A 12,612-nucleotide genomic window follows, 5' to 3' on the forward strand; every position below is an offset into this window, starting at 1 on the left:
TACATGCACCACCGAATTCAAGTTAAAGCCGAATCACATAGCAGGGGTTTTCAGGCCGTTTCGACGGCCTTTTTTTTCGCCCCAGGATTTATAAAGTTCATATGCATTTATAGAATAAACAAATGAAAAAATAAGATTTATAGATATATAAATCACCTGATATGGTCTGTCCCATCTTGGCGCCATCGCCACACAGCGAACCGCCGACACTTGCTCAAGGAATACCTGCATGCTGGTCGTAACACTTGGAGGCAGTCCCAGCCAGCGTTCCCGCTCCGGGGTCTTGCTGGAAAAAACCCGTCAGTGGCTGCAAGACAAAGGCGTGGAAGTGGTGAGTTATCAGATACGGGACTTCCCGGCCGAAGACTTGCTGCATGCGCGCTTCGACAGCCCTAAGGTCATCGACCTGCTGCAACAGGTCGCCAACGCCGACGGCCTGGTCATTGCCACGCCGGTGTACAAAGCCTCGTTCTCCGGCGCGCTGAAAACCGTGCTGGATCTGCTGCCCGAACGCGCCCTGGCCCACAAGATCGTATTGCCCATGGCCACGGGCGGCAGCATCGCGCACATGCTGGCGGTGGACTACGCACTGAAGCCCGTGCTGTCGGCCCTCAAGGCCCAGGAATTGCTCCACGGCATTTTTGCCGAGGACAGCCAGATCGCTTATGCCGAAGGCAGCGCCCAGGCGCAGCTGGTGCCCGTGCTTGAACAGCGTTTGCACGAGGCCCTGGAGACGTTCTATAGCGCCATGGCCCGTCGCCCCAAACCGCTGGACCCCAATGTGTTGAATGAACGTTTGTTGAGTGCTCGCTGGAGCATTTAAGCCTCACCGGATTTTGTAGTACTCACCTTACTCAGCCGCCAACGGCCAAGCAGGTGCAGCCAACCCCCTCATCGCATTTTTGGAGAGAGCGCCATGCGCACTGTCATCTTGCGTCGTGGTCTGGTCGCACTGTTTGTTGCGGCTGTGTCCTTCGGCGCCATGGTTCAAGCCCAAGCCGCCGAAACCCTGCGGATCGGCTATCAGAAGTACGGCACGCTGGTGCTGCTCAAAGCCAAGGGCACTCTGGAAAAACGCCTGGCCGCCCAAGGCGTGCAGGTGCAATGGACTGAATTCCCCGGTGGCCCGCAACTGCTCGAAGGCCTGAACGTCGGCTCCATCGACTTCGGCGTTACCGGCGAAACCCCGCCGGTCTTCGCTCAGGCGGCCGGTGCCGATCTGCTCTACGTGGCTTACGAGCCGCCGGCGCCGACCAGCGAAGCGATCCTGGTGCCGAAAGACTCGCCGATCAAATCCGTGGCCGAGCTCAAGGGCAAGAAAATCGTGCTCAATAAAGGCTCCAACGTGCACTACCTGCTGGTGCGTGCGCTGGAAGATGCCGGCCTGAAATACACCGACGTGCAGACCGTGTTCCTGCCGCCCGCCGATGCCCGCGCCGCGTTCGAGCGTGGCAGCGTCGACGCCTGGGTGATCTGGGACCCGTACCAGGCTGCCGCCGAGAAACAACTGCAGGCACGCACCCTGCGGGACGGCACCGGCATCGCCGACAACCACCAGTTCTACCTGGCCACCAAGCCGTACGCCACGCAGCACCCTGAAGTGATCAAGGCGCTGGTGGAAGAAGTGCGCGCAGTGGGCGAATGGTCCAAGGCCAACCCGCAGGAAGTCACCGAGCAAGTCGCACCGCTGCTTGGCCTGCCGGCTGACATCACCCTGACCTCGGTGAAGCGCCAGGGCTACGGCGCGCTGTTCCTGACCCCGGACGTGGTCGCCGCCCAGCAGAAAATCGCCGACAGCTTCTACCAGCTCAAACTGATCCCCAAACCCTTGAACATCAAGGACGTGATCTGGACGCCACCCGCCGCCGTTGCCACAGCGCCGTAATCCGATTTCTTCAGGAGACAACTCCATGAGCCTCAATATTTTCTGGTTCCTGCCTACCCACGGCGACGGCCATTACCTTGGCACCGCCGAAGGCGCTCGCGCCGTCGATCACGGTTATCTGCAGCAAGTGGCCCAGGCCGCTGACCGGCTGGGTTTTGGCGGTGTGCTGATTCCCACCGGCCGCTCCTGCGAAGACTCGTGGCTGGTGGCCGCCTCACTGATCCCGGTGACCCAGCGCTTGAAATTCCTTGTGGCTCTGCGCCCCGGGATCATTTCCCCGACGGTGGCTGCACGTCAGGCCGCGACTCTGGATCGCCTGTCCGGCGGTCGTGCGCTGTTCAACCTGGTCACCGGCGGTGATCCGGAAGAACTGGCCGGCGACGGCTTGTTCCTCAGCCACGAAGAGCGCTACCAGGCCTCGGTGGAATTCACGCGCATCTGGCGCCGCGTGCTCGAAGGCGAAACCGTGGACTACGACGGCGAGCACATCAGCGTTAAAGGTGCCAAATTGCTCTACCCGCCGATCCAGCAACCGCGTCCGCCGCTGTACTTCGGCGGTTCTTCCGAAGCGGCCCAGGACCTGGCAGCCGAACAGGTTGAAATGGTCCTGACCTGGGGCGAACCACCGGCGGCGGTCGCGGAAAAAATCGAACAGGTGCGCGCCAAGGCCGCGAAGCTCGGGCGCACCGTGCGCTTTGGCATTCGCCTGCATGTGATCGTGCGCGAGACCAACGACGAAGCATGGAAAGCCGCGGACAAACTGATCTCCCATGTGGATGACGAGACCATCGCCCGTGCCCAGGCTTCTCTCGCACGCTTCGACTCCGTGGGTCAGCAGCGCATGGCCGCCTTGCACGGCGGCAACCGCGACAACCTCGAAGTCAGTCCCAACCTGTGGGCCGGCGTTGGCCTGGTACGTGGCGGCGCAGGCACCGCGCTGGTGGGCGATGGCCCGACCGTCGCGGCACGCGTCAATGAATACGCTGCGCTGGGCATCGACACGTTCATCTTCTCCGGTTATCCACACCTGGAAGAGTCGTATCGGGTTGCCGAACTGCTGTTCCCGCACTTGGATATCGAACGTCCCGAGCTGCCGAAAAGCGCCGGTTACGTCAGCCCGTTCGGCGAGATGGTCGCCAACGACATCCTTCCCAAAGCTGCGTCGCAGAGCTGAGGCGTAGTCATGAACTATGAAAAATTAAGCCATCGTGTCGCGCCTTGGGTGCTACCGATTCTGTTGCTGGCGGTGTGGCAGCTGTCGGTATCGGCGGGCTGGTTGTCGACGCGCATTCTGCCGGCGCCGAGCGCTGTGATCGAAGCCGGGGTCAACCTGGTGCGCACCGGTGAAATCTGGAAACACCTGGCCATCAGCGGCTGGCGTGCCGGCCTGGGTTTTGTGATCGGTGGCAGCATCGGTCTGGCCCTGGGCTTTATCACCGGCCTGTCGAAATGGGGCGAGCGCCTGCTGGACAGCTCGGTGCAGATGATCCGCAACGTGCCGCACCTGGCACTGATTCCGCTGGTGATCCTGTGGTTCGGCATTGACGAGACCGCGAAGATTTTCCTGGTCGCCCTCGGCACGCTGTTCCCGATTTACCTGAACACCTATCACGGCATCCGCAACGTCGACCCGGCGCTGGTGGAAATGTCGCGCAGCTACGGCTTGTCCGGCTTCAGCCTGTTCCGTCAGGTGATCCTGCCGGGCGCGCTGCCGTCGATCCTGGTGGGGGTGCGCTTTGCCCTGGGCTTTATGTGGTTGACGCTGATCGTGGCGGAAACCATCTCGGCCAGCTCCGGCATCGGTTACCTGGCGATGAATGCGCGTGAATTTCTGCAAACCGACGTGGTGGTGTTGGCCATCGTCATGTACGCCATCCTCGGCAAGCTGGCCGACCTGGCCGCGCGTGGCCTGGAGCGTGTGTGGCTGCGCTGGCACCCGGCCTATCAAGTGAATAAAGGAGGTGCGGCATGACGGCTCAACAACCTCCGCGCCTGCTCAAGGGCATCCCGCTGGCGGTGCGCAAATTGCGCAAGGCCTTTGGTGCGCGGGAAGTACTTAAAGAGATTGATCTGCACATTCCCGCTGGCCAGTTCGTGGCGGTGGTGGGGCGCAGCGGCTGCGGCAAAAGTACCTTGCTGCGCTTGCTGGCTGGCCTGGACAAAGCCAGCGGCGGTGAGCTGCTGGCGGGCTCCGCGCCACTCGGCGATGCAATTGAAGACACGCGGTTGATGTTCCAGGAAGCGCGCCTGCTGCCGTGGAAAAAAATCATCGACAACGTGGGTCTGGGTCTGAAGGGCAACTGGCGTCCCAAGGCGCTTGAAGCGCTGGAAGCGGTTGGCCTGGCCGAGCGTGCCAACGAGTGGCCGGCGGCCTTGTCCGGTGGCCAGAAGCAGCGTGTGGCGCTGGCCCGCGCGTTGATTCACCAGCCGCGCCTGCTGCTGCTGGATGAGCCGCTGGGTGCGCTGGATGCCCTGACCCGTATCGAGATGCAGCAACTGATCGAAAACCTGTGGCAGAAGCACGGCTTCACCGTGTTGCTGGTGACCCACGACGTCAGCGAAGCCGTGGCGATTGCCGACCGGGTGATTCTGATCGAGGACGGCGAGATCGGTCTCGACCTGATCGTCGACCTGCCGCGCCCACGCGCCCGGGGCTCACATCGCCTGGCGGCGCTGGAAGCCGAAGTGCTCAACCGTGTGCTGTCGTTGCCCGGCACGCCGCCGGAACCCGAACCTGTTTCACCGCTGCCTACGCAATTGCGTTGGGCCCAATAACTCATAGAGGAAAACCATCATGACTATCAAAGCCATCAACGTACGTAACCAGTTCAAAGGCACTATCAAGGAAATCGTCGAAGGCGACGTACTGTCGGAAATCGACGTGCAGACGGCGTCCGGTATCGTGACCTCCGTGATCACTACCCGCTCGGTCAAAGAGCTGGAGTTGGTGATTGGCAGCGAAGTGATTGCTTTTGTTAAGTCCACCGAGGTGTCGATCGCTAAGTTGTGATTGTCGTCGCTCTGGAGGCCGCCTTCGCGAGCAAGCCCGCTCCCACATTTGAATGCATTCCAGCGTTGGAACTCGGTCAAGTGTGGGAGCGGGCTCGCTCGCGAAGAGGCCGGCCCAGTCACCACGAGCCTTACCGCTTGGGTAAATACGCCGGCAAATAAAGCCCGACATACGCATCAAACACCCGCATTCCTTCCTCGGCCATGCGCGGCGTAATCTGCCCGTGCTGATGCACCGAGCGCGCGTAAACGCGGTCGCTCAGTTCCAGCGCCAGGGCAAACACATCCACATCGGTGGGCAACGTCGGCACTTGGAAGTGACGATTGAACACCTCCAGCATCAAATCCCCCAATTCCAGATCATGCTGACGGTCCGCCTGGGTCACTTCGGTCAGCCCGTGCTGGGCCAGGATCAATTGGCGTGCGGCGGCGTCACGGTCGTAGATGCTGAGCATGCGTTGCTCGACGATGCAGGACAGGTCACGCCAGTGCTTGAGTGGCTCGTGCTCGATGGGCGCCTGGATCGCCGCCCGGAACGCCGCGTGCACATCGGCCGTCAGGGCTTCCAGCAACGCCGGCACGCTGGCAAAGAAGTGGTACACCGACGAGGGTGGAATCTGCGCGCGCTCGGCCACGCTGTAGATCGACAGACTGGCCACGCCTTGGGTCGCCAGCAAGGTGCGGGCGGCGTCGAGGATCGCATCGATCCGGGCCTGGCTGCGGGCGCGGGGTTTGCGAGGAGGGGCGGGGCGGGTAGTCATGGAAGTCTCCTACAAGGCAGAGCGCATTGTACGCAGAGCCAGTGGATGATCCATACCTGGGATGAGGTGGGGGCTGGGGATCAGTCTTGTTGTGGCGAGCAGGCTTGCCCTGCGCTGGGCTGCGAAGCAGCCCCAATAGAAACGCCGAGTTCCTTCAGCAAGAACTCGGCGTCCGGTTTTAGGGCCGCTTCGCAGCCCAACGCAGGGCAAGCCTGCTCGCCACAGAAAGCTTGCCCACCGCAACCGCTTACACGGTATGCAAGTACCAGTTGTACTCAAGGTCGGAGATGGAGTGTTCAAACTCCTCCAGCTCACTTTCCTTACAGGCAACGAAGATATCGATGTACTTGGGATCGATGTACTTGGCCATCACCTCGCTGTCGTCCAACTCGCGCAGGGCATCGCGCAGGTTGTTCGGCAGGCTTTGTTCGTTCTGCTCGTAGCTGTTGCCTTCCACGGGTGCGCTCGGTTCGATCTTGTTGGTCAGACCGTGGTGCACGCCTGCCAGGACCGAAGCCATCAGCAGGTAAGGGTTGGCGTCGGCGCCGGCCACGCGGTGTTCGATACGTACGGCATCGGACGAGCCGGTCGGTACGCGGATCGCCACGGTGCGGTTATCCAGGCCCCAGCACGGCGAGTTCGGCACGTAGAACTGTGCGCCGAAACGACGGTAGGAGTTGACGTTGGGGCACAGGAACGCCATTTGGGCGGGTAGGGTCTCGAGCACACCGCCGATCGCGTGACGCAATGCGGCGTTCTGCTCGGGATCCTCGCTGGCAAAGATGTTCTTGCCGTCCTTGTCCAGGATCGAAATGTGTACGTGTAAGCCGTTGCCTGCCTGGCCCGGGTAAGGCTTGGCCATGAAGGTGGTGTCCATCTCATGGTCGTAGGCGATGTTCTTGATCAGGCGCTTGAGCAGAACTGCGTAGTCGCAAGCCTTGATCGGGTCGGCCACGTGGTGCAGGTTCACTTCGAACTGCGCCGGGGCACTTTCCTTGACGATGGCGTCGGCAGGGATGCCTTGCTCTTTGGCCCCTTCCAGAATGTCCTGGAGGCAGTCGACGTATTCGTCGAGGTCGTCGATCAGGTAGACCTGGGTCGAGTGCGGGCGTTTGCCGGAGATCGGCGAGCGAGGTGGTTGGGGGCGGCCGTTCACGTTCTCCTGGTCGATCAGGTAGAACTCAAGCTCGAAGGCGGCGCAGATGGTCAGACCGAGGTCGTCGAATTTGCTGACAACTTGGCGGAGTACTTCGCGAGGATCAGCGAAGAAAGGTTCACCTTCAAGTTCGTGCATGGTCATCAGCAGTTGCGCGGTGGGGCGCTTTTGCCAGGGTTCATTGCACAGGGTGTCGGGGATCGGATAACAGATTCGGTCAGCATCACCGATGTCCAGACCCAGGCCGGTGCTTTCCACCGTCGAGCCGTTGATATCCAGGGCAAATAAAGAGGCAGGCAGGTTAATGCCCTTCTCGTAAACCTTGTGGAGGCTGGTGCGTTCGATGCGCTTGCCGCGCACCACACCATTCATATCCGCAATTAGAAGGTCTACGTACAGAACCTCAGGATGATCCTTAAGGAACGCGTTCGCTTCGTTAAGCTGAACGGCACGCGGGGGTACCGACATGATGCAACACCTTTGTTGTTAAAAATATCAATCATTGATCTTTTCTGGTTTCAGTCAACCCGAACGGCATGCCGAAGTCAAGCGAGGCCTTTTTTGCCCTAAAAAAGCGCCATGAGGCCTTTTTTGGGGCTTTTTGGGGCGGTTTTTTGGGTTTGGAGGGCTTGGGACTAGCAGGCTTGAGCGGGCCGTGTTGTATTTTTTACGGGGGTGTTGTGTAAAAAAATGAACAAGGCTAAGCTCGATTCAAACCCATAACAGCAATAATACCGGGGTGCTTCATGTCTCGCCTGCCGTTAATCGGCGTCACCGCCTGCTCCAAACAGGTCGGTCTGCATGCTTATCACATCAGTGGCGACAAATACGTCCGTGCAGTGGCCACCGCTGCCAAGGGCTTGCCATTGATCATTCCATCCTTGGGCGATCTGCTCGACCCGGCCAATATTTTTGACGGCCTGGATGGCATTCTATTTACCGGCTCTCCTTCCAATATCGAACCCTTTCATTACGACGGTCCGGCCAGCGCGCCCGGGACTGCTCATGATTCTGCACGCGACCAGACCACCTTGCCGTTGCTGCGTGCCGCGATTGCGGCAGGCGTGCCGGTGCTGGGCATCTGCCGTGGGTTCCAGGAAATGAACGTGGCGTTTGGCGGCAGCCTGCACCAGAAGGTTCATGAAGTGCCGGGCATGATGGATCACCGCGAAGACGACACTCAGCCGCTGGACGTTCAGTACGGCCCGGCGCACGCCGTGGCGATCTCCCCGAATGGGGTATTGGCAAGCCTGGGTTTGCCGCAGACGATCCAGGTCAACTCGATTCACAGCCAGGGCGTTGACCGCCTGGCGCCCGGTTTGCAGGTCGAAGCCACCGCGCCTGATGGGTTGATCGAAGCTTTTTCTTACACCGCGGGCAAGGCTTTTGCTTTAGGAGTGCAATGGCACCCCGAATGGCAGGTAAGCTCTAACCCGCACTACCTCGCGATCTTCCAGGCCTTTGGTTCGGCCTGTCGACAGCGGGCGATGCAACGCGACGCGGATGCTGCGTCAACTTACGCCTGACCTTTAATGGATGTCAGGAAACACAGCCCAGAGGCATTTATGAGTAACAACCTCGACCAGCTCACCGATTGGTTGAAAGACCACAAGATCACAGAAGTCGAATGCATGATTGGCGACCTCACCGGCATCACCCGGGGCAAGATCTCGCCGACCAACAAGTTCATCGCCGAAAAAGGCATGCGCCTGCCCGAGAGCGTTCTGTTGCAGACCGTGACCGGCGACTATGTCGAGGACGACATCTATTACGAATTGCTCGACCCGGCCGACATCGACATGATCTGCCGCCCGGACCAGAACGCCGTATTCCTGGTGCCCTGGGCCATCGAGCCCACCGCCCAGGTGATTCACGACACCTACGACAAGCAAGGCAACCCGATCGAGCTGTCGCCGCGCAACGTGCTCAAGAAAGTCCTCAAGTTGTACTCCGACAGAGGCTGGCAGCCCATCGTGGCGCCGGAGATGGAGTTCTACCTGACCAAACGCTGCGAAGACCCGGACTTCCCGCTGCAACCGCCGATCGGCCGTTCCGGGCGCCCGGAGACCGGTCGCCAATCCTTCTCTATAGAAGCGGCCAACGAATTCGACCCATTGTTCGAAGACGTCTACGACTGGTGCGAGCTGCAGGAGCTGGACCTCGACACGCTGATCCACGAGGACGGCACGGCGCAGATGGAAATCAACTTCCGTCACGGCGATGCCCTGTCCCTGGCCGACCAGATCCTGGTGTTCAAGCGCACCATGCGTGAAGCCGCGCTCAAGCACAACGTGGCCGCCACCTTCATGGCCAAGCCGATGACCGGTGAGCCCGGCAGCGCGATGCACTTGCACCAGAGCATCATCGACATCGCCACCGGCAAGAACGTCTTCTCCAATGAAGACGGGACCATGAGCCAGCTGTTCCTTAACCACATTGGCGGCCTGCAAAAATTCATCCCTGAATTGCTGCCGCTGTTTGCGCCCAACGTGAACTCGTTCCGCCGCTTCCTGCCCGACACCTCGGCGCCGGTCAACGTGGAGTGGGGCGAAGAGAACCGCACCGTGGGCTTGCGCGTGCCGGATGCCGGCCCGCAGAACCGTCGCGTCGAAAACCGCCTGCCCGGCGCCGACGCCAACCCGTACCTGGCGATTGCCGCCAGCCTGTTGTGCGGCTACATCGGCATGGTCGAAGGCCATAACCCGAGCGCGCCTGTGGTGGGTCGTGGCTACGAGCGGCGCAACCTGCGCCTGCCGTTGACCATCGAAGACGCCCTGGAACGCATGGAAAACAGCAAGACCATCGAGAAATACCTGGGTCAAAAATTCATCACAGGCTACGTCGCGGTCAAGCGGGCCGAGCATGAAAACTTCAAGCGCGTGATCAGTTCATGGGAGCGGGAATTCCTGCTCTTCGCCGTCTGATGCGCCGGGCGCGCCGCAGGATTGGCGCGCCCTCACCTGAAAAAGTCTAGGAGATTGGTATGTCCAGCAACAACCCGCAAACCCGTGAATGGCAAGCCTTGAGCAACGATCACCACCTGGCGCCGTTCAGTGACTTCAAGCAATTGAAAGTGAAAGGCCCACGGATCATCACCAAAGCCCACGGCGTTTACCTGTGGGACAGCGAAGGCAACAAGATCCTCGACGGCATGGCCGGCCTGTGGTGCGTGGCGATCGGTTACGGTCGCGATGAACTGGCTGACGCCGCCGCCAAGCAAATGAAAGAACTGCCGTACTACAACCTGTTCTTCCAGACCGCTCACCCGCCGGTGCTGGAGCTGGCCAAGGTGATTTCGGACATTGCGCCGGCCGGCATGAACCACGTGTTCTTTACCGGCTCCGGCTCCGAAGGCAACGACACCATGTTGCGCATGGTCCGCCACTACTGGGCGGTCAAAGGCCAGCCGAACAAGAAAACCATCATCAGCCGCAAGAATGGCTACCACGGCTCTACCGTGGCCGGCGCCAGCCTGGGCGGCATGACCTACATGCATGAACAGGGCGACTTGCCGATCCCGGGCATCACCCACATCGCCCAGCCTTACTGGTATGGCGAAGGCGGCGACATGAGCCCGGAAGAGTTCGGGGTGTGGGCCGCCAACCAGTTGGAAGAGAAGATTCTGGAAGTGGGCGTGGACAACGTCGGTGCCTTTATTGCCGAGCCGATCCAGGGCGCCGGTGGCGTGATCGTGCCGCCAGCAACCTACTGGCCGCGCATCAAGGAAATCCTCGCCAAGTACGACATCCTGTTTGTTGCTGACGAAGTGATCTGCGGTTTCGGCCGTACCGGTGAGTGGTTCGGCAGCGACTTCTACGACCTCAAGCCGCACATGATGACCATCGCCAAGGGCCTGACCTCGGGTTACATCCCCATGGGCGGCCTGATCGTGCACGACGACGTGGTCGCCGTGCTCAATGAAGGCGGCGATTTCAACCACGGTTTCACCTATTCCGGTCACCCGGTAGCGGCAGCTGTGGCGCTGGAAAACATCCGCATCCTGCGCGATGAAAAAATCGTTAATCGTGTGCACGAAGAAACGGCACCGTATTTGCAGAAACGACTGAGGGAACTGGCTGATCACCCGTTGGTGGGTGAAGTTCGCGGAGTCGGCATGCTCGGGGCGATTGAGCTGGTGCAGGACAAGGCCACGCGCAAACGTTACGAAGGCCGTGGCGTGGGCATGATCTGCCGCACGTTCTGCTTCGATAACGGCCTGATCATGCGCGCCGTGGGCGACACCATGATCATTTCGCCGTCGCTGGTGATCAGCAAGGCGGAAATCGACGAACTGGTCACCAAGGCTCGCCAGTGCCTGGACCTGACTTTGGCGGCATTGCAGGGCTAAGTGCTAGGCTCAGGGCGCAGCGGCTTCGGGCGCTGCGTCCGGGCAGTTACAAAAACGCAGTAATAAGGGTGCTTTGGTTGAAAGCCGGCCCCTGAACTTGCCAGACTGTCGCCCTGTTTTGTTGCCCTTTGGAAGGGCCGCTGAACGTGTAAAAAATGTGGCCCAAAAAAGAAAAATTGGAGCATCACCAAATGAAGGCATTAGGTTTGAAGAACGCTGGCAAGACCCTCCTCGCCTTGTCCCTGTTGGGCGCAATGGCGGGCGCGGCCCAGGCAGACGATAAAGTGCTGCACGTCTATAACTGGTCCGACTACATTGCACCGGACACCATCGCCAACTTTGAAAAAGAGTCGGGCATTAAAGTGGTGTACGACGTTTTCGACAGCAACGAGACGCTGGAAGCCAAGTTGTTGGCAGGCAAGTCCGGTTACGACATTGTCGTACCGTCGAACAACTTCCTCGCCAAGCAGATCAAGGCCGGTGTCTATCAGGAGCTGGACAAGTCCAAGCTGTCCAACTACGACAACCTGAACAAATCCCTGCTCAAGGCCGTGTCGGTCAGCGACCCGGACAACAAGCACGCCTTCCCGTACATGTGGGGCTCGATCGGTATCGGCTACAACCCGGAGAAGGTCAAGGCTGCACTGGGCATCGACAAGATCGAATCCTGGGACACCATCCTCAAGCCGGAGAACCTCGCCAAGCTGAAAGGCTGCGGCGTGAGCTTCCTGGATTCGCCAACCGAAATGCTGCCGGTGGCGCTGCATTACCTGGGCCTGCCGACCGACACCCAGAAAAAGGCCGACCTCAAGCAAGCCGAGGACCTGTTCCTCAAGCTGCGCCCATCGATTGGCTACTTCCACTCGTCCAAGTACATCTCGGACCTGGCCAACGGCAACATCTGCGTAGCCGTGGGCTACTCGGGTGACATCCAGCAGGCCAAATCCCGCGCGGCTGAAGCCGGTGGCAAGGTCAAGGTGGCCTACGACATTCCGAAAGAAGGCGCCGGCAGTTTCTATGACATGGTCGCCATCCCTAAAGATGCCGAAAACGTCGACGCTGCTTACAAGTTCATGAACTACCTGCTGGAGCCGAAAGTCATGGCTGCCATCACCAACAGCGTACGTTTCCCGAACGGTAACGAGAAAGCGACCCCACTGGTCGACAAAGACATCACCAGCGACCCGGGCATCTACCCGTCCGCCGATGTGCAAGCCAAGCTCTACGCCATTGCTGACTTGCCGGCTGCAACTCAGCGTGAAATGACCCGCAGCTGGACCAAAATCAAATCGGGTAAATAAGCCTTAAACCCTGTGGGAGGGGGCTTGTGTGGGAGCGGGCTTGCTCGCGAAAGCGGTGTATCAGTTGATACACCTGCTGGCTGACACACCGCCTTCGCGAGCAAGCCCGCTCCCACCTAGACCGACTCCCACAAATTAAATGACAGAAAGTT

At 60.1% G+C, this 12,612-nt stretch carries 12 protein-coding genes; 10 read left to right on the forward strand and 2 right to left on the reverse strand.

Annotated features, from left to right (window positions below; genetic code table 11):
- Positions 1 to 229: 229 nt before the first annotated feature.
- From ssuE to NTD89_RS04645, 6 genes are all read left to right on the forward strand, one after another.
- Positions 230 to 823 carry an NADPH-dependent FMN reductase gene (ssuE, locus tag NTD89_RS04620; protein WP_106575754.1) on the forward strand — a complete coding sequence of 198 codons (594 nt, stop codon included), beginning with the start codon at positions 230 to 232 and terminating at the stop codon, positions 821 to 823.
- A gap of 93 nt (positions 824 to 916) precedes the next feature.
- A complete protein-coding gene (locus NTD89_RS04625) occupies positions 917 to 1,885 on the forward strand; it encodes a sulfonate ABC transporter substrate-binding protein (protein ID WP_119737339.1) in 969 nt (322 codons plus the stop codon).
- Positions 1,886 to 1,910: 25 nt separating this feature from the next.
- Positions 1,911 to 3,059: an FMNH2-dependent alkanesulfonate monooxygenase gene (ssuD, locus tag NTD89_RS04630; RefSeq protein ID WP_145157907.1), complete on the forward strand. Its 1,149-nt coding sequence runs from the start codon at positions 1,911 to 1,913 to the stop codon at positions 3,057 to 3,059.
- 9 nt (positions 3,060 to 3,068) lie between these two features.
- Positions 3,069 to 3,857, forward strand: a complete 789-nt coding sequence (gene ssuC / locus NTD89_RS04635) for an aliphatic sulfonate ABC transporter permease SsuC (protein WP_145157904.1) — start codon at positions 3,069 to 3,071, stop codon at positions 3,855 to 3,857.
- The gene (gene ssuB / locus NTD89_RS04640) at positions 3,854 to 4,660 is read left to right on the forward strand and encodes an aliphatic sulfonates ABC transporter ATP-binding protein (protein WP_106575750.1); all 807 of its coding nucleotides are present in this window, start codon (positions 3,854 to 3,856) and stop codon (positions 4,658 to 4,660) included. The genes ssuC and ssuB overlap by 4 nt, the downstream gene beginning before the upstream one ends.
- A 19-nt stretch (positions 4,661 to 4,679) precedes the next feature.
- The gene (locus tag NTD89_RS04645) at positions 4,680 to 4,895 is read left to right on the forward strand and encodes a molybdopterin-binding protein (protein WP_003213899.1); all 216 of its coding nucleotides are present in this window, start codon (positions 4,680 to 4,682) and stop codon (positions 4,893 to 4,895) included.
- Positions 4,896 to 5,025: 130 nt separating this feature from the next.
- On the opposite strand, the gene NTD89_RS04650 is transcribed toward NTD89_RS04645, so the two are convergent.
- Together NTD89_RS04650 and NTD89_RS04655 are read right to left on the reverse strand one after the other, a co-directional pair.
- On the reverse strand, positions 5,026 to 5,655 hold the full coding sequence (locus tag NTD89_RS04650) for a TetR/AcrR family transcriptional regulator (protein ID WP_262206591.1): 630 nt from the start codon (positions 5,653 to 5,655) through the stop codon (positions 5,026 to 5,028).
- 247 nt (positions 5,656 to 5,902) lie between these two features.
- On the reverse strand, positions 5,903 to 7,279 hold the full coding sequence (locus NTD89_RS04655; protein ID WP_145157896.1) for a glutamine synthetase family protein: 1,377 nt from the start codon (positions 7,277 to 7,279) through the stop codon (positions 5,903 to 5,905).
- Positions 7,280 to 7,557: 278 nt separating this feature from the next.
- Between NTD89_RS04655 and NTD89_RS04660 the strand changes: the two genes are divergently transcribed.
- The 4 genes from NTD89_RS04660 to NTD89_RS04675 all read left to right on the forward strand — a co-directional run bounded on the left by NTD89_RS04660 (position 7,558) and on the right by NTD89_RS04675 (position 12,460).
- Positions 7,558 to 8,337 (forward strand): gamma-glutamyl-gamma-aminobutyrate hydrolase family protein, encoded by a 780-nt coding sequence (locus NTD89_RS04660; RefSeq protein WP_145157893.1) that lies wholly within the window; start codon positions 7,558 to 7,560, stop codon positions 8,335 to 8,337.
- A 39-nt stretch (positions 8,338 to 8,376) separates the two neighbouring features.
- A complete protein-coding gene (locus NTD89_RS04665; protein WP_017139534.1) occupies positions 8,377 to 9,735 on the forward strand; it encodes a glutamine synthetase family protein in 1,359 nt (452 codons plus the stop codon).
- Positions 9,736 to 9,794: 59 nt separating this feature from the next.
- Entirely contained in the window at positions 9,795 to 11,159 is a 1,365-nt protein-coding gene (locus NTD89_RS04670; protein WP_262206592.1) for an aspartate aminotransferase family protein, read from the forward strand.
- A gap of 206 nt (positions 11,160 to 11,365) precedes the next feature.
- Complete coding sequence (locus NTD89_RS04675) at positions 11,366 to 12,460, forward strand: polyamine ABC transporter substrate-binding protein (protein ID WP_106576071.1); 1,095 nt, start codon at positions 11,366 to 11,368, stop codon at positions 12,458 to 12,460.
- Positions 12,461 to 12,612: the final 152 nt, after the last annotated feature.

Origin of the sequence: Pseudomonas sp. 14P_5.3_Bac1 (genome assembly GCF_025466135.1) — a bacterium.
Classification (GTDB): Bacteria; Pseudomonadota; Gammaproteobacteria; order Pseudomonadales; family Pseudomonadaceae; genus Aquipseudomonas.